26 protein-coding genes are annotated in these 21,870 nt (G+C 65.6%); 8 read left to right on the forward strand and 18 right to left on the reverse strand.

Translation table 11 applies throughout. The annotated features are described in order from the left end of the window. Nucleotides 1-55: 55 nt before the first annotated feature. Nucleotides 56-661 carry a 3-isopropylmalate dehydratase small subunit gene (gene leuD / locus ACRQ5Q_RS01740; protein ID WP_439372237.1) on the reverse strand — a complete coding sequence of 202 codons (606 nt, stop codon included), beginning with the start codon at nt 659-661 and terminating at the stop codon, nt 56-58. Nucleotides 662-784: 123 nt separating this feature from the next. Continuing rightward, the gene (locus tag ACRQ5Q_RS01745) at nt 785-1,183 is read right to left on the reverse strand and encodes a metallopeptidase family protein (RefSeq protein WP_439372236.1); all 399 of its coding nucleotides are present in this window, start codon (nt 1,181-1,183) and stop codon (nt 785-787) included. Nucleotides 1,184-1,355: 172 nt separating this feature from the next. On the opposite strand from ACRQ5Q_RS01745, the gene ACRQ5Q_RS01750 reads away from it, so the two are divergent. Beyond that, nucleotides 1,356-1,649 carry a hypothetical protein gene (locus ACRQ5Q_RS01750; protein WP_439375768.1) on the forward strand — a complete coding sequence of 98 codons (294 nt, stop codon included), beginning with the start codon at nt 1,356-1,358 and terminating at the stop codon, nt 1,647-1,649. Nucleotides 1,650-1,692: 43 nt separating this feature from the next. After that, complete coding sequence (locus tag ACRQ5Q_RS01755; protein WP_439372235.1) at nt 1,693-1,956, forward strand: hypothetical protein; 264 nt, start codon at nt 1,693-1,695, stop codon at nt 1,954-1,956. A gap of 4 nt (nt 1,957-1,960) precedes the next feature. Here the strand turns inward: ACRQ5Q_RS01755 and ACRQ5Q_RS01760 are convergent, their stop codons facing one another. Then, entirely contained in the window at nt 1,961-2,257 is a 297-nt protein-coding gene (locus tag ACRQ5Q_RS01760) for a DUF1330 domain-containing protein (protein ID WP_439372234.1), read from the reverse strand. A gap of 163 nt (nt 2,258-2,420) precedes the next feature. On the opposite strand from ACRQ5Q_RS01760, the gene ACRQ5Q_RS01765 reads away from it, so the two are divergent. Then, nucleotides 2,421-2,960 carry a hypothetical protein gene (locus ACRQ5Q_RS01765; RefSeq protein WP_439395744.1) on the forward strand — a complete coding sequence of 180 codons (540 nt, stop codon included), beginning with the start codon at nt 2,421-2,423 and terminating at the stop codon, nt 2,958-2,960. A 306-nt stretch (nt 2,961-3,266) separates the two neighbouring features. Here ACRQ5Q_RS01765 and leuC read toward each other — a convergent pair whose 3' ends face one another. The 6 genes from leuC to ffh form a co-directional block, all read right to left on the reverse strand. Then, the gene (gene leuC, locus ACRQ5Q_RS01770; protein WP_439372232.1) at nt 3,267-4,673 is read right to left on the reverse strand and encodes a 3-isopropylmalate dehydratase large subunit; all 1,407 of its coding nucleotides are present in this window, start codon (nt 4,671-4,673) and stop codon (nt 3,267-3,269) included. Nucleotides 4,674-5,081: 408 nt separating this feature from the next. Continuing rightward, nucleotides 5,082-5,462 carry a 50S ribosomal protein L19 gene (rplS, locus tag ACRQ5Q_RS01775; RefSeq protein WP_018643929.1) on the reverse strand — a complete coding sequence of 127 codons (381 nt, stop codon included), beginning with the start codon at nt 5,460-5,462 and terminating at the stop codon, nt 5,082-5,084. 109 nt (nt 5,463-5,571) lie between these two features. Then, on the reverse strand, nt 5,572-6,327 hold the full coding sequence (gene trmD / locus ACRQ5Q_RS01780; RefSeq protein WP_439395746.1) for a tRNA (guanosine(37)-N1)-methyltransferase TrmD: 756 nt from the start codon (nt 6,325-6,327) through the stop codon (nt 5,572-5,574). 105 nt (nt 6,328-6,432) lie between these two features. Then, nucleotides 6,433-7,011 carry a ribosome maturation factor RimM gene (rimM, locus tag ACRQ5Q_RS01785; protein WP_439395748.1) on the reverse strand — a complete coding sequence of 193 codons (579 nt, stop codon included), beginning with the start codon at nt 7,009-7,011 and terminating at the stop codon, nt 6,433-6,435. A 9-nt stretch (nt 7,012-7,020) separates the two neighbouring features. Continuing rightward, nucleotides 7,021-7,350, reverse strand: a complete 330-nt coding sequence (rpsP, locus tag ACRQ5Q_RS01790; protein ID WP_439395749.1) for a 30S ribosomal protein S16 — start codon at nt 7,348-7,350, stop codon at nt 7,021-7,023. Between the two features lie 88 nt (nt 7,351-7,438). Beyond that, on the reverse strand, nt 7,439-8,986 hold the full coding sequence (ffh, locus tag ACRQ5Q_RS01795) for a signal recognition particle protein (RefSeq protein WP_439395751.1): 1,548 nt from the start codon (nt 8,984-8,986) through the stop codon (nt 7,439-7,441). A gap of 459 nt (nt 8,987-9,445) precedes the next feature. Here ffh and ACRQ5Q_RS01800 point away from each other — a divergent pair, with 459 nt between their 5' ends. Further along, a complete protein-coding gene (locus ACRQ5Q_RS01800) occupies nt 9,446-10,510 on the forward strand; it encodes an MBL fold metallo-hydrolase (protein WP_439395753.1) in 1,065 nt (354 codons plus the stop codon). Between the two features lie 227 nt (nt 10,511-10,737). Here the strand turns inward: ACRQ5Q_RS01800 and ACRQ5Q_RS01805 are convergent, their stop codons facing one another. Together ACRQ5Q_RS01805 and ACRQ5Q_RS01810 are read right to left on the reverse strand one after the other, a co-directional pair. Beyond that, entirely contained in the window at nt 10,738-11,439 is a 702-nt protein-coding gene (locus ACRQ5Q_RS01805; RefSeq protein ID WP_439395755.1) for an SIMPL domain-containing protein, read from the reverse strand. A gap of 5 nt (nt 11,440-11,444) precedes the next feature. Then, nucleotides 11,445-12,203 carry a GyrI-like domain-containing protein gene (locus ACRQ5Q_RS01810; protein ID WP_439395757.1) on the reverse strand — a complete coding sequence of 253 codons (759 nt, stop codon included), beginning with the start codon at nt 12,201-12,203 and terminating at the stop codon, nt 11,445-11,447. 233 nt (nt 12,204-12,436) lie between these two features. On the opposite strand from ACRQ5Q_RS01810, the gene dapF reads away from it, so the two are divergent. Together dapF and mtaB are read left to right on the forward strand one after the other, a co-directional pair. Beyond that, on the forward strand, nt 12,437-13,312 hold the full coding sequence (dapF, locus tag ACRQ5Q_RS01815; protein WP_439395759.1) for a diaminopimelate epimerase: 876 nt from the start codon (nt 12,437-12,439) through the stop codon (nt 13,310-13,312). Then, nucleotides 13,312-14,565, forward strand: coding sequence for a tRNA (N(6)-L-threonylcarbamoyladenosine(37)-C(2))-methylthiotransferase MtaB (mtaB, locus tag ACRQ5Q_RS01820; protein ID WP_439395761.1), 1,254 nt, complete (start codon nt 13,312-13,314; stop codon nt 14,563-14,565). Before dapF ends, mtaB begins: the two co-directional genes overlap by 1 nt. Nucleotides 14,566-14,734: 169 nt before the next feature. Here mtaB and ACRQ5Q_RS01825 read toward each other — a convergent pair whose 3' ends face one another. Both ACRQ5Q_RS01825 and ACRQ5Q_RS01830 read right to left on the reverse strand, forming a co-directional pair. After that, complete coding sequence (locus ACRQ5Q_RS01825) at nt 14,735-15,844, reverse strand: DUF2336 domain-containing protein (RefSeq protein WP_439372222.1); 1,110 nt, start codon at nt 15,842-15,844, stop codon at nt 14,735-14,737. Between the two features lie 164 nt (nt 15,845-16,008). Then, nucleotides 16,009-16,710 (reverse strand): RluA family pseudouridine synthase, encoded by a 702-nt coding sequence (locus tag ACRQ5Q_RS01830; RefSeq protein ID WP_439395762.1) that lies wholly within the window; start codon nt 16,708-16,710, stop codon nt 16,009-16,011. Between the two features lie 57 nt (nt 16,711-16,767). On the opposite strand from ACRQ5Q_RS01830, the gene ftsY reads away from it, so the two are divergent. Continuing rightward, complete coding sequence (gene ftsY / locus ACRQ5Q_RS01835; RefSeq protein ID WP_439395764.1) at nt 16,768-17,712, forward strand: signal recognition particle-docking protein FtsY; 945 nt, start codon at nt 16,768-16,770, stop codon at nt 17,710-17,712. Between the two features lie 122 nt (nt 17,713-17,834). Continuing rightward, the gene (locus ACRQ5Q_RS01840; RefSeq protein WP_439395766.1) at nt 17,835-18,437 is read left to right on the forward strand and encodes a septation protein A; all 603 of its coding nucleotides are present in this window, start codon (nt 17,835-17,837) and stop codon (nt 18,435-18,437) included. A 9-nt stretch (nt 18,438-18,446) separates the two neighbouring features. Here the strand turns inward: ACRQ5Q_RS01840 and ACRQ5Q_RS01845 are convergent, their stop codons facing one another. From ACRQ5Q_RS01845 to ccmA, 5 genes are all read right to left on the reverse strand, one after another. Further along, nucleotides 18,447-19,040 (reverse strand): DsbE family thiol:disulfide interchange protein, encoded by a 594-nt coding sequence (locus tag ACRQ5Q_RS01845; RefSeq protein WP_439395768.1) that lies wholly within the window; start codon nt 19,038-19,040, stop codon nt 18,447-18,449. Further along, on the reverse strand, nt 19,037-19,222 hold the full coding sequence (ccmD, locus tag ACRQ5Q_RS01850) for a heme exporter protein CcmD (RefSeq protein ID WP_439372218.1): 186 nt from the start codon (nt 19,220-19,222) through the stop codon (nt 19,037-19,039). Before ccmD ends, ACRQ5Q_RS01845 begins: the two co-directional genes overlap by 4 nt. Continuing rightward, nucleotides 19,219-20,004 carry a heme ABC transporter permease gene (locus ACRQ5Q_RS01855; protein WP_439372217.1) on the reverse strand — a complete coding sequence of 262 codons (786 nt, stop codon included), beginning with the start codon at nt 20,002-20,004 and terminating at the stop codon, nt 19,219-19,221. Before ACRQ5Q_RS01855 ends, ccmD begins: the two co-directional genes overlap by 4 nt. Before the next feature lie 91 nt (nt 20,005-20,095). After that, entirely contained in the window at nt 20,096-20,764 is a 669-nt protein-coding gene (gene ccmB, locus ACRQ5Q_RS01860) for a heme exporter protein CcmB (protein WP_439372216.1), read from the reverse strand. Between the two features lie 265 nt (nt 20,765-21,029). Then, nucleotides 21,030-21,632 carry a heme ABC exporter ATP-binding protein CcmA gene (gene ccmA / locus ACRQ5Q_RS01865; RefSeq protein ID WP_439399962.1) on the reverse strand — a complete coding sequence of 201 codons (603 nt, stop codon included), beginning with the start codon at nt 21,630-21,632 and terminating at the stop codon, nt 21,030-21,032. Nucleotides 21,633-21,870 lie beyond the last annotated feature (238 nt).

The raw sequence follows: 21,870 nt of genomic DNA on the forward strand, positions 1-21,870 counted from the left end.
GGCAAAGAAAAAGCCCCGGCGCTTGGAACGCCGGGGCTCGGACGAAAACTTAAGATCAGGCCCAGGCGCGCTCGCGCTTGAGCTTGTCTTCGTAGCTGTCGATCGAGGCCTTCTTCTCCATGGTGAGACCGATGTCGTCGAGGCCGTTGATCAGGCAGTGCTTGCGGAACGGGTCGATCTCGAACTTGACCTTGCCGCCGTCGGGGCCGCGGATCTCCTGGTTCGGCAGGTCGATCGTCAGCGTCGCGTTGGCGCCGCGCTCGGCGTCGTCGAACAGCTTGTCGAGGTCTTCCTGCGACACGCGGATCGGCAGAATGCCGTTCTTAAAGCAGTTGTTGTAGAAGATGTCGCCGAACGAGGTCGAAATCACGCAGCGGATGCCGAAATCGAGCAGCGCCCAGGGCGCATGCTCGCGGCTCGAGCCGCAGCCGAAATTGTCGCCGGCGACGAGCACCTTCGCATTGCGATAGGCGGACTGGTTGAGGACGAAATCCGGGTTCTCGCTGCCGTCGTCCTTGTAGCGCTGCTCGGAGAAGAGCCCCTTGCCAAGGCCGGTGCGCTTGATGGTCTTGAGGTACTGCTTCGGAATGATCATGTCGGTGTCGACATTGATGATCTTCAGCGGCGCCGCGACGCCTTCCAGCGTGGTGAACTTGTCCATGGTTGCGCTTTCCCGGGTGGGTCTGGGGGAACCGGGTATTTATCGCGATCGGGGGAGAAATCCTAGGCCGAATTCGGCAGGTCTCGTCTGCTTGGCCGGATCAAGCCACGACCGAGGCGCGCTCTAGTCTGCCTTGGCCTCAATCGCCGCCATATCGGCGTCCGAGAGGCCGAAATGGTGGCCGATCTCGTGGATCAGGACGTGGCGGACGATGTGGCCGAGGCTCTCGTCGTGTTCGGCCCAGTAATCCAGGATCGGCCGGCGGTAGAGCCAGACCATGTTCGGCAGTCGCGCGACGTCGCCGAGGCTTTGCTGCGGCAGGCCGACGCCCTGGAACAGGCCGAGCAGGTCGAACTCGCTCTCGCAGTCCATCTCGTCGAGGACCTCCTCGGTCGGGAAGTCGTCGACGCGGAGAATGACGCCCTCGCAGAGGCTGCGGAATTCTGCCGGCAGGCGCTCGAACACATCATGGGCCATCGCTTCCATCTCGGCGAGCGAAGGCGCTTTCAATTTTGTCCACATGGGTCTCTCTTAACGCGGGTTCCGCGGCGATGCATCCCGCTTTATAGGATCGGGCCAAGAAGCAGCGTTGACGCCGCGCGCGAAAACGAGGAGCGTACGGCGCATCAAGGGGTTGGCTCAGGTCGGTGGTGGTGTGATGCGGGCGGGAACAGTGGTACCGGTTCTACTGTGCATGGGGTTGTTTTCGATCTTTCTTGTCGGCGCGGGCGCCAATGCTCAAGTGCAGACGGCTGGCCCCGAGATCCGGCTGGCCCAGGCGGCCTCGCCCGATGACCTCCCCCCGCCGCGCAGGCGGCCTCCGGCGCGCCTGCGGGTGACGCCCTATTACACCCCTGACGGCGTCTATCCCCGCTACAATCCGGGCCCCGACGCGGTCCGCGAGTGCAACGCCACCTACGTGCAGGAATACAGGCCGAGCGGCACCGTGATCGTGCCGCATATGCACTGCTACTGGCGGCGGGGCTGACGCCCGCGCCAGCGAGCATCGCGGTGGCCTCGTGAGGATCGTCATGGCGAGATGGATTGCACTGGCCGCCGTTTGCGTCGCGCTTGCCGCCGGCCTGCCTCGAGTTTCCGCTTCACACAGGGTGGCGATACCCGAGGCCTCCGCGGGGATCGCGGTTTTCGATGCGCGGCGACACGCGCGAACTCCTGACATCGTACGGCCCGCCCTGCGCCGTGACCCGCGCTATTACGCGCGGCCGGTTTACTACCGTCCCTATCCTTACGGCGTGCCCGCACCCTTCGTGTTCGGCTACGGGCCGTTCTGGTGATCCGCTAGCCGGGCACCAATCCCTTCACCAGCAGCACCGTCGCCTGCGCGCCCGCCTTGCGGTCGCGCGAGATGTCTTCGTATTCGGGCGAGTTCGAGAAGGCGAGGAATGCGGCCTCGTCCGGAAACGACATCATGACGAGCTTGTCATGCGGCCAGGTGCCTTCGAGCACGCGCGGATGTTCATCGGCAGCGAGCAGCCGCCCGTTGTACTTCCTGAACACGTCGAAGAACCGCGCCTGATAGCGGTCGTAGGCCGCGCGGTCGGTCATCTTCAGTTGCGCAATCGCGTAGACGGTCATCTCGAATATTCCTCGGGCTACGACAGCGTCGTCCGGAGACTCATTCATTCATGAGGCATTCACGTCGCTGTCCCTAACTTAATCTCGGGAGCGACTGCAAATGAACAGCGGCGGCGCGAGATGCTGCGCGACAATGCCGCTGTCCACATACAGGGAGGAGTCCATGCTGAGGAGTTTGGGTCTCAGGGCAGGCCCGATGCGCGTGCTCGGGATTGCGGCCGCCGCGACGCTGATGCTGTCGGCCGGGAGCGCGGATCGCGCTGAAGCGCTCACCTTGATCAATCCGGCGACGGCATCCGCGGCGAAAGCTGCGGCCGACGATCTCGTCACGCAGGTCCGGCATGGCGGCGGCGGTGGACATGGTGGTGGCGGACATTTTCACGGCGGCGGTGGCTTCCACGGTGGCGCCGGACATTTCGGCGGCTTCCACGGTGGCGGCTTTCATGGCGGCGGCTTCCGCGCCGCGCCGGCCTTTCACGGCGGCGGCATTCGCTACGGCGGATTCCGTCATTACGGCGGCTATCACCGTCACTGGGGCTATCGCCCATATTACGGCTATCGCCACTTCCACCGGCGCTATTATTACGGCGGCTACTATCCCTACTATCACTATCCGCGCCGCTGCCGGATCATCTGGACCTATTACGGCCCGCGCCGCATCTGCCGCTGGCACCGCTGGCACTATCCGTACCGCTATTGGTGAGCACGATCGAAATGAAAAGGGCGCCGCGACGGCGCCCTTTGTCTTGATGCAGCCTAAAGCCAATCCTTCAGCTTCCACGAAGCCGACTTCCACCGCATCAAATTCTCGAGCTTCCACTGCCGCAACATCGCCGGCGGCCAGCGGCTGAGCGCGCCGCCGGTGCTGGCGCGTGACTTCGCTGATCAGATCGACATATTCAGGCTTGTTGGCCATCGCTCGCGTCCTCGCGAACCGTCGCGAGGACGCCGTATCGTTGCAGGCGCTTAACGGCGCTTTGCCGCGATCGCTACAATTGCAGGAACCGGCTTACCGCCAATCCCTGACGTCGACGAAGTGACCAGCGATCGCCGCGGCCGCGGCCATCGCCGGCGACACCAGATGCGTGCGGCCCTTGAAGCCTTGGCGGCCCTCGAAGTTGCGGTTCGAGGTCGAGGCGCAGCGCTCTTCCGGCTTCAGCTTGTCCGGGTTCATGGCGAGGCACATCGAGCAGCCCGGCTCGCGCCATTCGAAGCCGGCCTTGATGAATATCTTGTCCAGACCCTCGGCTTCCGCCTGCTCCTTCACGATGCCGGAGCCCGGCACCACCATGGCGTTGACGTTCGCTGAAACGGTCTTGCCTTCCGCGATTTTCGCGGCCGCGCGCAGATCCTCGATGCGCCCGTTGGTGCAGGAGCCGATGAAGACACGGTCGAGCTTGATGTCGGTGATCTTCGTTCCGGCGGTCAGGCCCATGTATTTCAGCGCGCGATGCTTGGAGATGCGCTTGGCCTCGTCCTCGATCTTGTCCGGATCAGGCACGATGCCGGTGACCGAGATGACGTCCTCAGGCGAGGTGCCCCAGGTCACGATCGGCGGCAGTTTTGCCGCATCGAGGCGCAGCTCGTGGTCGAAATGCGCGCCTTCGTCGGAGCGCAGCTTCTCCCAATAGCGCATCGCCGCGTCCCAGGCCGCGCCCTTCGGCGACTTCGGCCGGTCGCGCAGGAAGTCGTAGGCCTTCTGGTCCGGCGCAACGAGGCCGGCGCGCGCGCCGCCTTCGATCGACATGTTGCAGACCGTCATGCGGCCCTCCATCGAGAGCGCGCGGATCGCGTCGCCCGCATATTCCAGCACGTAGCCGGTGCCGCCCGCGGTGCCGATCTCGCCGATGATGGCCAAAATAATATCCTTGCCAGTCACACCGTCAGGCAGTTTTCCGTCGACGGTGACGCGCATGTTCTTGGCCTTCTTCTGGATCAGCGTCTGCGTCGCCAGCACATGCTCGACTTCCGAGGTGCCGATGCCGTGCGCGAGCGCGCCGAACGCGCCATGCGTCGAGGTGTGGCTGTCACCGCAGACGATGGTGGTGCCGGGCAGCGTAAAGCCCTGCTCGGGGCCGATGACGTGGACGATGCCCTGGCGCTTGTCGAACTCGTTGTAATATTCGATGCCGAATTCCCTGGCGTTCTCGGCCAGCGCCTTGATCTGCTCGATGCTTTCAGGATCGGGATTCGGCTTGGTGCGGTCGGTGGTCGGCACGTTGTGGTCGACGACTGCGAGCGTCTTCTCGGGCGCGTGGACCTTCCGGCCCGTGGCGCGCAGGCCTTCGAACGCCTGCGGCGAGGTGACCTCGTGCACCAGGTGGCGGTCGATGTAGAGCAGGCAGGTGCCGTCGTCGGCTTCGTGCACCAGATGGTCGTTCCAGATCTTGTCGTACAGGGTGGTCGGCTTGGACATGAGCGTGAGCTCCGAACAATGTGTGAAAGCGATGAGCGCGGTTCGCGCGCGGGCAACAAAATCGTCAGCGCAGCTTTTAGGCTGCGCGGCTAAGCTCTGACGTTGCCGAGGTCGCGAAGCGTCCGAAGAACCGTCCAGGCAGCCGCGAGCGATCGTCGATGACGATGCGCCGGACGGGTGCGAAGCTGGTCAGATCTGGAAACATTCTAGAAGCTATATAGCACGCGGAAGATAAAGGGCGAGAGTTTCAGCTCGTCATTGCGACCGGAGCGAAGCAATCCAGAAACGCATCCGCGGAGACAGTCTGGATTGCTTCGTCGCAAGGGCACCTCGCAATGACTGCGGAGCCAAACAAAAAAGCGCGGAGCCGAGCCCCGCGCTTTGGAAAGACATGCCTGGTGGCGAAGCTTACTCGCCCACGGCGGCCTGGCGGTCCTGCTTCTCGACGATGCGGGCCGACTTGCCGCGAAGGTTGCGCAGGTAATAGAGCTTGGCACGACGCACCTTGCCGCGGCGCACGACCTTGATCGAGTCGATCATCGGGGAGAGCAGCGGGAACACGCGCTCGACGCCCTCGCCATAGGAGATCTTGCGGACGGTAAAGCTCTCGTTGAGGCCACCGCCGGAACGGCCGATGCAGACGCCCTCATAGGCCTGCACGCGGGTGCGGTCGCCTTCGACGACCTTCACGTTGACGATCACGGTGTCGCCGGGGGCGAATTCCGGGATCTCCTTGGTGGCGGAGAGCTTCTCGAACTGCTCTTTTTCAAGCTGTTGGATCAGGTTCATGGGTAAATCTCCATCGGCGCGCCCAGCCTTCGAAACGGGGGCTGCGTGAAATTCGTCTATCCAGCCATTGCGGATGTGGCCGCTCCTATAAGGCAACCCGGAGCGTTTGTCACCCGTCTGTCTTGTTTTTTGGCGTTTTTTGGCGACGGGGCCGATTCGGGGGCTTGGGCGGGATTTGGGCCCATAAATCGGGCCGCCGGGCTTTCGTCAGGGCCTCGGATTGCGCCCGCCGCCAAGCTGCAACCTTAGCATGGTCGCCCGAGGTCAGGATTTCCGGGATCGGGACCCCCTCGAACTGCTGCGGGCGGGTGTACTGGGGGTATTCGAGCAGGCCGTCGGAAAAGCTTTCCTCGGTTCCCGAGGCTTCCTTGCCCATCACCCCCGGCAGCAGCCGGACGCAGGCGTCGATCAGGGCCAGAGCTGCGATTTCGCCCCCCGAGAGTACATAATCGCCGATCGAGACCTCCTCCAGGCCCCTGGCGTCGATCACCCGCTGGTCGATCCCCTCGAACCGTCCGCAGACGATCAGCGGCCCGGGGCCTTGCGCAAGCTCGGTGACGCGAGCCTGGGTCAATGGCCGACCCCGGGGGCTCATCAGCAGGCGCGGCCGCTCGGGGGCAATCTCGGCTGCATCGATTGCGGCCGCCAGAACATCCGCCCGCAGCACCATGCCCGGGCCGCCGCCGGCCGGAGTGTCGTCGACGCTGCGGTGGCGATCGATGGCGGAGGCCCGGATGTCCCGCGCCTCGATCTCCCAGAGCCCTGAGGCCAGCGCCCGGCCAGCGAGGCTCACGCCGAGCGGTCCCGGAAACATCTCCGGAAACAGCGTCAGCACCGTCGCGCGCCAGGGTGAGGGGTTGGTCATTCGATCTCAGTTCTCGTCGTCCCGGCGAAGGCCGGGACCCATAACCATCGCAGTTCGTTTTGCGATGGCTGGAACTGCCAGCTTAGCCAAAACCACGATTTGTAGTTATGGGTCCCGGCCCCCGTGCGCCTTGCGCACCAGGCCGGGGCGACTTGCGGAGGGCTCATCGTCCTCGTCCCGGTCGCCCACGACCTCCTGCGGCAGTTCGATCACCACGCGTCCGCCCTTGAGGTCGACCTCCGGCACCACCGCATTCGAGAACGGCAGCAGCATCGTCGCGCCCTTGAGCGGTGCGATCTCGATGATGTCGCCGGCGCCGAAATTATGGATCGCGAGCACGCGGCCGAGCGCCTCGCCGTCCGTAGTGACGGCGGCGAGCCCGATCAGGTCGGTGTGGTAATATTCGTCCTCGTCCGTCGCGGGCAGTTTTTCGCGCGGGACGTAGAGCTCGATGCCGTTGAGGCGCTCGGCCTCATCGCGGGTCGTGACGCCCTTGAACGTCGCGACCAGATGGTCTTTCGCCTCGCGCGCCGTCGCGACCTCGAACTGGCGCTTGCCGTCCTTGGCGAGAAGCGGACCGTAGCGGCGGACGGCAAACGGATCCTCGGTGAAGGTCCATAGCTTGACCGCACCGCGCACACCATGCGCGGCGCCGATCCGCGCGACGCAGACCAGCGCCGACATGATCTAGCCTTAGCCCTTGGCGGCTTCGGCCTGCGCCTTGCGCTCCTTGCGCGGCACGGCCTTCTCGGGGTTGTTGCGCGCTTCGCGCTTCTTGACGCCGGCGGCATCGAGGAAACGCATCACGCGGTCCGACGGCTGCGCGCCCTTGGCGAGCCAGGACTTCACCTTTTCCATGTCAAGCTTGAGTCGGGTCTCGTTGTCCTTCGGCAGCAGCGGATTGAAATAGCCGAGACGCTCGATGAAGCGGCCATCGCGCGGAAAACGCGAGTCGGCGACGACGACGTGATAGACGGGACGCTTCTTGGTGCCTGCACGGGCAAGGCGGATAACGACGGACATTCAGTTCTCCTTCGGAAGTGACGTTTTGTTCGGTTGATTGGTGTTCCGCGTCACGCGAGACCGGTTGCGATCCCGCGCGACGAATCCCTCATTTCTTCTTGCCCGGGAAACCGCCGAGGCCCGGCAGCGTCGGCTTGCCGCTCAGCCCGGTCAGTCCGGGAAGGTTGGGCAGGCCGCTGCGAAGGCCGGGCGGCAGATCCTTCGGCAAATTCGGCAGGCCTTGTCCGCCGCCGCTCTGCATCTTCTCCTGCAGCGCCTTCATCTCTTCGGGTGACGGCATCTTCATGCCGCCGCCAAAGCCCATCGCCTGCGCGATGCCGGCGAGCGGGCCGCGCTTGCCCGAGCCCATGGCCTTCATCACGTCGGCCATGTTCCGGTGCATCTTGAGCAGCTTGTTGACGTGCTCGACGCTCTGGCCGCTGCCGGCCGCGATGCGCTTCTTGCGGCTCGCTTTCAGCAGGTCAGGATGACGGCGCTCGTCGCGCGTCATGGAATCGATGATCGCGACCTGGCGCTTCAAAATCTTGTCGTCGATGCCGGCCGCCGCGATCTGGTTCTTCATCTTGGAGATGCCGGGCATCATGCCCATCAGGCCGCTGATGCCTCCCATGTTGGACATCTGCAAAAGCTGCTCGCGCATGTCGTTCAGGTCGAACTGACCCTTGCGCATGCGCTCGGCGGTGCGCGCGGCCTTTTCGGCGTCGATATTGGCAGCGGCGCGTTCGACCAGCGAGACCACGTCGCCCATGCCGAGGATGCGGCCGGCGATACGGTCGGGGTGGAAATCCTCCAGTGCATCGGTCTTTTCGCCGGTGCCGATCAGCTTGATCGGCTTCCCCGTGACCGCGCGCATCGACAGCGCGGCGCCGCCGCGGCCGTCGCCGTCCACGCGTGTCAGCACGATGCCGGTGAGGCCGACGCGCTGGTCGAACGAGCGCGCGAGATTCACCGCGTCCTGGCCGGTGAGCGAGTCCGCAACCAGCAGCACTTCATGCGGGTTGGCGGCGGCTTTGATCGCCGCGGCTTCCGCCATCATCTCTTCGTCGAGCGTGGTGCGGCCGGCGGTGTCGAGCAGCACGATGTCGTAGCCGCCGAGCTTGCCGGCTTCCAGCGCGCGCTTGGCAATCTGCGGCGGCTGCTGGCCCGCGACGATCGGCAGCGTCGGAATGTCGAGATCGCGGCCGAGCACGGCCAGCTGCTCCATCGCCGCCGGGCGATAGACGTCGAGCGAGGCCATCAGCACCTTGCGCTTGTCGCGCTGGACCAGGCGGCGGGCGAGCTTGGCGGTGGTGGTGGTCTTACCGGAGCCCTGCAGGCCGACCATCATGATCGGCACCGGCGGCACGGCATTGACGTCGATGGTCTGGCCTTCGGCGCCGAGCGTGTTGATCAGCTCGTCATGGACGATCTTGACCACCATCTGGCCGGGGGTGACCGACTTGACGACGGTGGCGCCGATCGCCTGCTCGCGCACGCGCTCGGTGAAGCTGCGCACGACTTCGAGCGCGACGTCGGCCTCCAGCAGCGCGCGGCGCACTTCGCGCATCGCGGCGTCGACGTCCTTTTCGGTCAGCGCACCGCGCCCCGTCAGACGATCGAGAATGCCACCAAGCCGTTCCGACAGATTGTCGAACAATGCCGTTGTCCTGCTGCTGTCTTCCCGACGGGAAGCGCTCCGTTATTCACCGCTGTCATGCCCCGGCTTGACCGGGGCATCCAGTACGCCGCGGCACCTCGGTTCCAGCCGAGCCGCCTCTGGGATGCTGGATCGCCCGATCAAGTCGGGCGATGACCACTTCCTTGGATTAAACGATCTTCCAAAACACCTTTGCGCCCGAGGGCGCACAGCGCTGTCGGGCGTTGACCTCCGGCCTCGAGGACCGGTCGGCGGGTCGAAAAGAAAACCTTTCCGAGAAAGTGGCGGGGTTAAACGCCGCTCTCGCCCAAAAGTCAAGGAAAGTTAGGGTGCCGGGATGCCTCTGGTAGGGCAAGACTCTGAACCTATGTCCCTTTTTGCGGCGGGTTCCTTTTCTGGCGGCCCGTCCCATATAGGCCGTGATGTCTTACCACCCTGACCATCCCTAGAAGCCCGCCCGTGCCGGTCACCCGCCGCCGCCTTTTTGGACTGCTTGCCGCAGCCGGTGCCCTGGTCGGCGTCCCCTCGCTCTGGATGTCCCGCATGAAGACCTATGACGGCCCCGCCTCCGACCATTTCAACGGCCTGCACTTCTTCGATCCGGACGGGGCCCCGCCAAAGTCGCTTCGCGAGGTGCTACGCTGGCAGTTCAGCGGCAAGCGCCAGCGGGCGGCCTGGCCGGACTGGGCCCCGAGCCCGCATGCCGACACCCCGCCGGAGCGGGTCGATGGCGACAAGGTGCGGCTCTCCTTCATCGGCCACGCCAGCTGGCTGATCCAGGCCGGCGGCCTCAACATCCTCGTCGATCCCGTCTGGTCCTCGCGGGTGTCGCCGGTCGCATGGGCCGGGCCGAAGCGGCACAACGATCCTGGCATCGCCTTCGAGAAGCTGCCGAAGGTCGACGTCGTGCTGGTCTCGCACGGTCACTACGATCATCTCGACATGGCGACGCTGTCGCGCCTCGCCAAGAATTTTGGCCCGCGCGTGGTCACCCCCCTCGGCAACGACGTGACGATGCGCGGCGCAGATCCCACGATCAGGGCGGAAGCGTTCGACTGGCACGACCGCGTCGAGCTCGGCGAAGGCGTCGCCGTGCACCTGGTGCCGACCCGGCACTGGACCGCGCGCGGCCTGTTCGACCGCAACAAGGCGCTGTGGGCGAGCTTTGTATTGGAGACGCCCGCCGGGAAGATCTACGTGGTCTGCGATTCCGGCTATGGCGACGGCCGGCATTTCCGCCGCGTCGCCGAGAAGCACGGCAAGCTCCGTCTCGCGATCCTGCCCATCGGCGCCTACGAGCCACGCTGGTTCATGCGCGACCAGCACATGAACCCGGAAGATGCGGTGAAGGCGCTGGCCGATTGCGGCGCCGAGGCCGCGCTCGGGCATCACCATGGCACGTTCCAGCTGACGGACGAAGCCATCGACGCGCCGGCCAAAGCCCTGGTCGAAGCGCTGGATGCCGCGAAGATTCCGCAGGAGCGATTCGTGGCGATGAAGCCCGGACAGGTGGTGGAGATTTGACGGCCCGCGGTTTAACTCCGCTGTCGCCGCACATGCAGCTCGTCGTCCCGGGGGCGCGACGAAATCGCGAGCCCGGGACCCATAGCCACAGCGAGATGTTTGGCGAAGACTCGGAGTTGCCGACTCCGCGCACAGCCACTTCCTCTGGCTATGGGTCCCGGACCAGCGCGCGCTTGTGCTTGTCCGGGACGACAGTTGTGGTTGCCGGGCAGCTCTCAGCAATCGCCTTACGGCGCCGCCTTGATCGCCCAGCTCACATTCACCGTCACCGACAGCGTTTCCTCGCCCGGTGCGACCGCCGCAGGCGCGGCCATCGGCGCTGTTGCCATCCGTGCCTTGAACAGCGGCACCGGAGCGCCGCCTTCGGACACGCTTAGCGGCGCGCCCAGCGTGACGCCGGTGGCCTTCGCATAGATCTCGGCCTTGCGGCGCGCGTCCGCCACCGCCTGCTCACGCGCATCGTCGAGCAGCTTTGACGCCTGCGTCACCTCGAACGAGATGTTGCCGATGTCGTTCGCGCCGGCGGCAACCAACGTGTCGATGATGGTTGCCACCTTGGTCACGTCGCGGATCTTCACCGTGACGCGGTTGGAGGCGCGGAAGCCCGTTACGGGCGAGGCGCCGGTGGCTTTGTTCTGGCCGTATTGCGGCTGCAGCGACAGGCGCGAAGTCTGGTAGTCCTTCTCGGCGACGCCGGCGCCCTTCAGTGCCAGCAACACCTTGCCCATCGCGGCGTTGTTGGCGTCGGAGGCTTCCTTCGCCGTCTTGGCGTCGCTCGCGACGCCCGCGTCGATCTGCGCGAGATCAGGCGCCGCTGACACGGAGGCTTCGCCGCTGACCGAGATCGCGGCGGGAAAATCGTCGGCGCGCGCGGGTGGGGCCAGCAGCGTGGCGGCAAGGACGGCGGCGATTATTGCAGGCTTTTTCATCAGTCTCACTTCAGCGGCACGAAAACATTGATCACGAGCTTGTCCTCGGCCGTCTTCAGGGGATCGGTGAGGTACTCCTCGATGAAGGTGTCCTTGGCTTCCAGTCTCTTGTCGTCGAGGTGATTGGTGATCGCCTCATAGGTATTGTCCATGTTGTCGTAGGAGCCGCGATGGACGAATTTCAGCGCCTTGCCCTCCGGCGATTTGCCGATGCTCACGTCCTTGGGCAGGTTCTTGGGATCCTGTTCGACCGGGATCTCGGCGAGGAAGGTGAAGCCGGTGTCGTCCGTCGAGGTGTAGACGATCATCGAATTGCCGGCGTGCTTGATGCCCTGCTTGTCCAGCAGCGTGTCGAGCGCCTTGAAGGCATCGATCAGCGTGTCGAAGGCGGAGTCCCAATTGGCGGTGCCCTTGACCATCACGACCTTCTTCGGCTCGAGCGTGGTCTCGAGGCCGAAGGGGTCGGCGGTCTGCACCGGGGCAGGGGTGGCGGCCGCAGCCGGCGGCGGGGTGGGCGACGCGCTGGCTGCGGGTGATGGCGAAGCTGCAGGCGCGGGCGAGGCGCTCGCCGCAGGCGACGGCGTAGCAACAGGGGCGGGCGATGCGCTCGCGGCCGGTGCCGGCGAAGCCGATGGGGCCGGCGAGGGGCTTGCCGAGGCAGCGGGCGCCGGGCTCGGGGACTGCGCCAGAGCGCCTGACAGGCCAAGCGACAAGGCCGCTGCCGGGATCAGCGCGGCCAGAGCGAGACGACGAAAACTGGTCATTTTATTCTCCCAAGGCCCCGGTTCGCCAGGGCCTCAATTCATCAAGACCTTACCCACCAAGGCCTTAACCCGGCCGCGCGTCCCGGTCCGCGCGAACTGCGCCGTTCTAACACGCGAGCGCCGCATTCGTCCCATGACAGATGCGTCATGGCCGATGTCCTGCTGGTCGTGGCAAATCACTGGCCAAGCCGCCTGGGATCACCATATAAGACGGGCGAAATTCGGGAATTTTCATGAGCGCGCTGGCCAATCACGTATTTGCCAAGATGAACGGCATCGGTAACGAGATCGTCGTTGTCGACATGCGCGACTCCGCGGCAAGGGTGACGCCTGACGACGCCCGCGCCGTGGCGTCCGCGCAGGGCGGCGTGCCCTATGACCAGCTCATGGTATTGCAGAAGCCGCGGCTCGTCGGCACCGAAGCCTTCATCAGCATCTACAACAATGACGGCTCCGAGGCCGGTGCCTGCGGCAACGGCATGCGCTGCGTGGTGCGCCGCATCTTCGAGAAGACCGGGCAAACCACGGCGACCTTCGAGACCGCCGCCGGCCTGCTCAACGCATGGCAGGGTCCGGCGCCCGATCTCTACACCGTCGACATGGGGGCGCCGAAGTTCGGCTGGCAGGACATTCCGCTGGCGGAAGAATTTCGCGACACCCGCTACATCGAATTGCAGATCGGGCCGATCGACAATCCGATCCTGCATTCGCCCTCCGGGGTGAGCATGGGCAATCCGCACGCGGTGTTCTGGGTCGACGACGTCGACGCCTACGATCTCGGCCGTTTCGGTCCGCTGCTCGAGAATCATCCGATCTTCCCCGAGCGCGCCAATATCACGCTGGCCCATATCGTCGATCGCGAGCACATCACCATCCGCACCTGGGAGCGCGGTGCGGGCCTGACCCGGGCCTGCGGTTCGGCGGCCTGCGCGACGGCGGTTGCGGCCGCACGCCTCAAGCGCGCCGCGCGCAAGGTCGAGATCACGCTGCCGGGCGGCAAGCTCGGGATCGAATGGCGCGAGCGCGACGACCATGTGCTGATGACGGGCACCGCGACCTTCGAATATGAGGGCAATTTCGATCCGGCGCTGTTCGCGCCGGTCGGGTAATGCCTGTCGACATCGTCACCTTCGGCTGCCGCCTCAACGCCTTCGAGGCCGAGGTGATCCGGCGCGAAGCCGAGGGCGCGGGGCTTTCCGACACCATCGTCATCAACAGCTGCGCCGTCACCAGCGAGGCGGTCGCGCAGGCGCGCCAGTCGATCCGCAAATTGAAGCGCGAGCGCCCCTCGGCGCGCATCGTCGTCACCGGCTGCGCGGCGCAGACGCAAAGCCAGATGTTTGCCGATATGGCCGAGGTCGATCGCGTCGTCGGCAATGACGACAAGATGCGCGGCGAAGCGTGGCAGGAAACGCGCAGCGCGTTCGACATCGGCCCGAGCGAGAAGATCGCCGTCAGCGACATCATGGCCGTGAAGGAGATGGCGCCGCATCTCATCGACGGTTTTGCCAGCGGCCTGCCGCGCGTGTTCGTGCAGGTGCAGAACGGCTGCGACCATCGCTGCAGCTTCTGCATCATTCCGTTCGGCCGCGGCAATTCGCGTTCGGTGCCGATGGGCGCCGTGGTCGAGCAGGTGCGCGCCCTGGCCGAGCGCGGCCATGCCGAAATCGTGCTGACCGGCGTCGATCTCACCAGCTATGGCACGGACCTGCCCGGCGCGCCCAAGCTCGGCATGCTGACGAAGCAGATCCTGCGGCATGTGCCTGAGTTGAAGCGCCTGCGCATCTCCTCGATCGATTCGATCGAGGCCGATCATGACCTGCTCGACGCCATTGCGGCCGATGTGCGCCTGATGCCGCATCTGCACCTGTCGCTGCAGTCAGGCGACGACATGATCCTGAAGCGCATGAAGCGGCGGCACTTGCGGCGGGATGCGATCGCGTTCTGCAACCAGGTGCGCCGCCTGCGTCCCGATGTCGCCTTCGGCGCCGACATCATCGCGGGTTTCCCGACCGAGACCGAGGAGATGTTCTCGCGCTCGCTCGATCTCGTCGAGGAGTGCGGCCTGACCTTCCTGCACGTCTTCCCCTATTCCCCGCGCCCCGGCACGCCCGCCGCGCGGATGCCGCAGGTGGCGGGTCCGGTCGTCAAGGAGCGCGCGAAGCGATTGCGCGCTGCGGGAGAGGCGGCGTTGCGGCGGAGGCTGCAAGGCGAGATCGGTGCGACACGAGAGGTGTTGATCGAGAGTGAGGCTCAGGGCCGCACGGAGCACTATCTGCCGGTGGCGATTGCGGGCGAGCGGATGGGAACCATCGTGCCCCTCATGATCACCGGCAGCGATGGCGAGCGGTTGACGACGTAAGCCGGGGCCTTCTTCCTTCTCTCCTTGCGGGAGAAGGTGGCGCGAAGCGCCGATGAGGGGTTGCTTCCGCGAATTCAACTGCGTGAAGGTGCGCGCCGCGAGAGACCCCTCACCCGTCTCGCCGCTACGCGGCGAGCCACCGTCTCCCGCAAGGGGAGAGGGGAAGAGTCTACGACGCCCTTACCTGCCAGAACCTGAGCGTCCGCCTTGCATTCTCCGCCGTCATGCGCGCGTAGTGCCCCTGCGCCCTCGCCACGTCTGCAGGCTTCATCGCACCCGTCGCAAAGCGGCTTTCGAGCACGGCGGCTGTCGTCTCCCAGCTGAGCTGGGCCGCCTTGCACGGCACCAGAAGGCCGTCTTCGCGCAGGCTCTGCATCAGTGGACGGATCACCTCGACCGTCGATCCGGACAACGCCGCCAGGGCGGCGGCGGTCTCTTCATAGCGCCGCTGCCTGGCAAAGCCGAGCAGCGTTGCCTCGTTGAGCTGGCCGGTGGCCTTGAGGCCGGCGATGGCGCGCTTGGCGCCCTCGAAATCGCGAACGCCCGACATCTCGCGCTCGACGCCGACGGTGACGGCTGCGATCGCGCTCTGGATCTCCTCGAACAGATGCGGCGGCGCGCGCGACAGCAGGCGCGTGCGCACCGCATCCGTCGCCGAGCGCAGCAATTGGCGGCGCAGCTCCGAAGGCAGGTCGACACGAACGCCGACACTCACGGCGAGCTCGGGATCGCTTTCGGCCTGGCCGACGATGACGGCAAATCCGTTTCCGGAGACGCGCGCGCCGGGATTGGCGGCAAGTCGCCGGCTGACGCTGGGATAGCGCCGCGCCAGCAGCGCATCGGTGACGATCTCCTTCAGCCACCAGCGACCGGCAACCGCGAGCAGATGCGGCTCGCTTTTGCTGGAGGCGATCTTCACCAGCTCGCCATCGTCGAGGCGCGCTGATTCCTGCAGCACGGGGCCGGCGATGCGGATCTCGTCATTGTTGGCGAGGCGGCGGATCACGGAAGGCGGCGCCTGGGCGATCGGTGCGAGCTGCATGCTGATCTCGGCCAGCGCGACGCGTGCGCCCATGTCGGCAATCGCGCGCAGCTCGATGGTGCGAATCAGGCGCTCGAGCACGTCGTCAAACAGCGCGATCAGCTCGTCGCTAAAACTGCCGGCGGAGGACAGGAACAGGTCGGTGACGCGGCGCGCCGTTTCCAGGCCCTTTTCCGGCGAGCCGATCCGAAGTGCGGATTCGACCTCGTCGATGATCGATAGCTCGGCCTTGGGCATGAAGCGCGGCTCGTCCTGAGCGGATTGACGGAAGCTTGTTCTAAGCAACCGTGATCATTAGAGGCGAGCACTGAACGTTTCGTAAACCATGGGGCCATGAGAACGAGGTGTCACCGCGGAGACGCTGCGCTCCCTCTCCCGCAAGCGGGAGAGGTAAACGACAGCTACTTCCCGTTCCATCCGCAGGCCCTGAGCTTCTCGTGCATATGCGGCGGGGCCGGGGCCACCACGCGGACCGGCTCCTTGTTCCGGGAGATCGGCACCACGATCTCGCGTGAATGCAGGTGTAGCTTCGGCTCGCCGAAGCGCGGGCCGTTGCCGTAAATGTTATCGCCGAAGATCGGCCATCCGCTCTCGGCCGAATGCACGCGTAATTGATGGGTTCGCCCGGTCACCGGTTCCATGGCGAGCCAGGTGAAACCGTCCCCCCGGCCCATCACCTTCCAGTTGGTGATCGCCTTCTGCCCGTCCGGGTCCGGCTTCTGCCACCAGCCGCGTTCCGCATTGAGCCTGCCAAGCGGCATGTCGATGCTGCCTTCATCTTCAGCAGGGCCGCCCTCGACCACGGTCCAGTAGGTCTTGCCGATCTTGCCGTGCTTGAACAGCAGCCCGAGCGATGCGGTCGCCTTGCGATGGCGCCCGAGCACGAGGCAACCGGAGGTGTCCTTGTCCAGCCGGTGCGCAAGCACCGGCGGCCGCGGCAGGCCGAACCGGAGCGCGTCGAAGGAATCCTCCAGATTGGGACCGCCCTTGGGGCCGCGATGCACCGGCAGGCCGGCCGGCTTGTCGATGATCAGCATCAGCCCGTCGCGATGGAGCACGCGGGCCAGGATTTCATCGGCGGTCAATTCGGGAACATCGAGCAATTGCAAGACTTTCGGTCAAGGCTTTCGTTTGCGAGCCGGAACGGCTAACACGCCCCCATGAACGATACCACCTCCGACACCCCCAAGCTGAGCTGGTGGCGCCGCCTGTCCAACGGGCTGAAGCGCACCTCGTCCTCGCTCGGGACCGCGGTCGCCGACCTCGTCACCAAGCGCAAGCTCGACCGCGCCATGCTCGACGACATCGAGGACGTGCTGCTGCGCGCCGATCTCGGCACCTCGGTCGCGGTGCGGATCGCGGATGCCGTCGGCGCCGGCCGCTACGACAAGGCAATCTCTGCGGACGAGGTCAAGGACGTCGTCGCAACCGAGGTCGAGAAGGTGCTGGCGCCGGTCGCCAAGCCGCTCGTGATCGATGCGGGCAAGAAGCCTTTCGTGATCCTCGTCGTCGGCGTCAACGGCTCCGGCAAGACCACCACCATCGGCAAGCTCTCGCAAAAATTCGCATCGGAAGGCCGCAAGGTGATGCTGGCCGCCGGCGACACGTTTCGCGCCGCCGCCATCGAGCAGCTCAAGGTGTGGGGTGAGCGCACGAAGACGCCCGTCATCGCCGCCGCGCAAGGCTCGGATTCGGCAAGCCTCGCCTTCAACGCACTGACTGCGGCGAAAGAGCAGGGCATGGACGTGCTCCTGATCGACACCGCCGGCCGCCTGCAGAACAAGGCCGAGCTGATGAACGAGCTCGAGAAGGTCGTGCGCGTGATCCGCAAGGTGGATGACACTGCGCCGCATGCCGTGCTGCTGGTGCTGGATGCTACTGTCGGCCAGAACGCGCTGTCGCAGGTCGAGGCGTTCCATCGCACCGCCGGGGTCACCGGCCTCGTGATGACCAAACTCGACGGCACCGCGCGCGGCGGCATCCTGGTGGCGCTCGCGGAGAAATTCAAACTGCCGGTGCATTTCATCGGCGTCGGCGAAGGCGTCGACGATCTCGCGCCGTTCACTGCGCGCGACTTCGCCCGTGCCATCGCCGGAATCGAATAGCGTCATCCTTCGAGACGCCGCTTGCGCGGCTCCTGAGGATGAGGTCGTGCCACACATGAGGTCCGCATCCTGAGGAGACCGCGAAGCGGTCGTCTCGAAGGTTGGGAGAGACGGAAGAGAGAATGGACAAGACCCAGCCGCATCCGCTGTTCAAGCTTGCGACCGAGCTCGGGCCGCTGCTCGTGTTCTTCTTCGTCAATGCGAAGTTCAACTTGTTCGTCGCGACCGGCGCCTTCATGGTCGCGATCGTCGCGGCGATGGCGGCCTCCTACGTGGTGACGCGACACATCCCGATCATGGCGATCGTGACGGGCGTGATCGTGCTGGTGTTCGGCACGCTGACCCTGGTGCTGCACGACGAGACCTTCATCAAGCTCAAGCCGACCATCATCTACGGCCTATTCGCGGCGATCCTCGGCGGCGGCCTGCTGTTCGGCCGATCCTTCATCGCCGTGATGTTCGACCAGATGTTCAATCTGACGCCGCAGGGCTGGCGCATCCTGACGCTGCGCTGGGCGCTGTTCTTCGCCGGCATGGCGATGCTGAACGAGATCGTCTGGCGCACCCAGAGCACGGATTTCTGGGTGAACTTCAAGGTGTTCGGCGTCACCCTGATCACGATGATCTTCGCCATCGCCCAGATGCCACTGACCAAACGCTACGGGATCGAGCCGGCATCGCTGGAAGCGAGCGAGGCCGAGGCCGGGGACGTAAGGAAGGGCTGACGGTCTCGGCTAAGACCCCGCCTTCAGCGCCTTCTCCATCTGCGGCAGCAGCACGCTCCGCAGATTGTCCGGCGTGATCGGCCCGACCAGCTTGTAGACGATCGTGCCCTCGCGCCCGACCACGAACGTCTCCGGCACGCCATAGACGCCCCATTCGATCGAGGCGCGGCCGTTGGCGTCGACGCCGACGCGGCTGAACGGGTTGCCGTAGCGCCCGAGGAAGCGGCGCGCGTTGTCGGCTGCGTCCTTGTAGTTGATGCCGACGAGCTGAAAGCGCTTGTCTTTTGCCAGTTCGGTCAGCAGCGGTGCTTCGTCATGACAGGGCACGCACCAGGACGACCAGACATTGACGAGGCTGACCTTGCCCTTGAAGGCGGCGGGATCGAGCCCCGGCACCTGTGCGCCGTTGTCCTGCAATCCCTCCAACTGCGGCAGCGCGGTCTGCGGCGCCGGCCTGCCGATCAGTGCGGACGGAATCCGCGAGATATCGCCGCTGCCGAGCCGGAACCAGAACAGCAGCGCCAGTCCGACGAACGCGATCAGCGGCAGCACCATCAGGAAGGTGCGGCGCTGCGGCGCGCCGGAGGTCGATTGATCGCTCATGACGCGTCCATCGCCCCGCGGCCCGAGCGGCGGGTGACGCCGCTACGGTCGAGCTCGCGCAGGCGCTGCGTCTGGCTGCGAAAGTCGAGCACGATCCAGCCGATCAGGATCACGATCACGAGGGCCGCAGCGGTATAGGACGCTACGATGAAGGAGGCGTAGGGACCGAGCGACATGATCACGCCGCCCCTTTTGACGCATTTTCCTGACGCGAACCGGTGCCCATTTCGCTCGAAAACGCGACCCGGCTCGCCTGCATCATCTGCAGCGAGCGGACCCGGCGGCGCAAAATCTCGTTGCGCATTGCCGCCAGGTGCAGCGTGACGAACAGCAGCGTGAATCCGATCGCCATCACCAGCAGCGGAACCAGGAAGGACTTGTCGAGCGTCGAGCCGCCCATGCGCATCACCGAAGCCGGCTGGTGCAGCGTGTTCCACCAGTCGACGGAGAACTTGATGATCGGCAGGTTGATCGCGCCGACCAGTGTCAGCACCGCCGCGGCGCGTGCCGCGCGCGAGGGATCGTCGACCGCACGCCACAGCGCCATCAGGCCAAGATACATCAGGAACAGAATCAGCACCGAGGTCAGCCGCGCGTCCCATTCCCAATAGGTGCCCCACATCGGCCGGCCCCACAGCGAGCCCGTCAGCAGCGCGAGGAAGGTGAAGCCGGCGCCGATCGGAGCCGCCGCCTTCGCGGCGACATCGGCGAGCGGATGCCGCCACACCAGCGTGCCGAGGGAAGCGATGCTCATCACGCCCCACACGAACATCGACAGCCAGGCATTGGGCACGTGGATGAACATGATCTTCACGGTCGCGCCCTGCTGGTAGTCGTCGGGCGCGTAAGCGGATTGATAGAGGCCGATGGCGAGCAGGATGACGGTCGCACCCGCAAGCCATGGCAACACCCGCGCTGTCAGCGCGAGGAACCGCGTGGGGTTGGCGAGGTCGATCAGCGACATGGTATCGTGATAATCACCGGGGGCTGCTCACGCAATCAGCATGAAAGCGGGCAGCGAAAGTTGATCGGGGTCAAGGTCAGTCCAGTGCAATTCAATCCAGTCCATGCCGCAGGCTCGCGGCCGCCGCGAAGGGGCCGACCACGAGGCTGACCAGCGACAGCGCGCACAGGATCGAGAACGGCGCCCCGAAAGTCATGGGACCGACGATGGCGGCCTGCGAAGCCGCAACGCCGAAGATCAGCACGGGGATCGACAGCGGCAGCACCAACACCGCCATCAACAGCCCGCCGCGATGCAGCGTCACCGCCAGCCCCGCGCCGATCATGCCGGTGAAGGTCAGGGCCGGAGTGCCTACCAGCAGCGTCAGCGCCACCGCGCCGGTCGCGACCATGTCGAGGTTCAGAAGCAGGCCCAGGACGGGGGTTGCGACAATCAGCGGCAGGCCGGCGGCCAGCCAATGCGCCAGCGCCTTGGCGGCACAGGCGAGTTCCAGCGGGGTCCGGCTCATCGTGATCAGGTCGAGCGAGCCGTCCTCATGGTCGGCCATGAACAGCCGGTCCAGGGTGAGCAGGCTCGCCAGCAGCGCGCCGAGCCAGAGGATCGCCGGCCCGAGCCGCGACAGCAGCGCCAGGTCCGGCCCGACCGCGAACGGCATCAGCACCACCACCGTCAGGAAGAACAGCACCCCGATCAGCGCCCCGCCGCCGACGCGGAGCGCGATCCGGATGTCCCGGCGGATCAGGGCGGACAGGGCGGTCATGGGGTGCTCCCAATGACTGGGAAAACATCCGCCGCCAGTTCCGGGCACACTGCGCTCCCCCTGTGGGGGAGGGCAGGGGAGGGGGGTAGCCCCGGGCGAGATGCTTGTCGGCGGCAGGCAGCGAGCAACAGAGCGCCCACTTTCCCAACGCTAGAACCGAGAGGTTTTGCCGCGTGGCACCCCCCTGCCTTGCTCTCCCCCACAAGGGGGGAGGGAAAGGAGAGGCCGGCGCCCGGCCGCTTGGAAAGCTGAGGGTGCCCGAAGTTCACGCCATCCCCCCGATCTGCAGCGCCCGCGAACTGATCCCGAGCGGCGCGTGGGTCGCCGCGATGATCATGCCGCCATGGGCGAGGTGCTCGCGCATCAGGCCGCCGAACATGTCCTGGCCGGCGAGATCCAGCGCCGTGGTCGGCTCGTCCAGCAGCCAGATCCGGCGCCTGATAGTGAGCAGCCGGGCCAGCGAGAGCCGGCGTCGCTGGCCCGCCGACAGGAAGGCCGCGGGCAGATGGGTGGCGTGGTCGAGGCCGACGGCCTCGAGGCTCGCGGCGGCGTCGCCCCGCTCTCCGCCCAGAAAATCACCCCAGAATGCCAGATTTTCGGCCACGCTCAGCGCCGGCTTCAGCGCGTCGCGGTGGCCGAGATAGTGGCACTGTTCGGGCAACGTCATGTCGGCATCGCCCCCGTCCAGTACGATCGTGCCGCCGGCCGGAGCGAGCAGGCCTGCGATCAGCCGCAGCAGCGAGGTCTTGCCCGCGCCATTGCGCCCCATCACCGACACGGCCTCGCCCGAGACGGCATGGAAGTCGAGCCCGGAAAACACCTCGCGCCCGCCGCGCACGCAGGCCACCCCGCGTCCGGACAGCTGCATCTTGGCCTGGTCCAGTCCGCTCAACGCCAGGCCTCAGGAAATCTTGGGGTAGCGCATGGGAATTTTTGGCTCAGCAATTGCTGCGGCACGATTGTGGCTGTGGCGGTGCGGTTAGAAAGCTTCTATAAGCCCGGAACTACTTGATGCAGCAACTCAACCTGCTCCTGCAAGCGACCCAGCCTGCTACGCTGACGGTGTTAAAATACCCTGCCGGGTATAACTAACAATTGGGATTTCC

It is taken from the genome of Bradyrhizobium sp. PMVTL-01 (assembly GCF_051861855.1).
Taxonomy (GTDB): Bacteria; Pseudomonadota; Alphaproteobacteria; order Rhizobiales; family Xanthobacteraceae; genus Bradyrhizobium.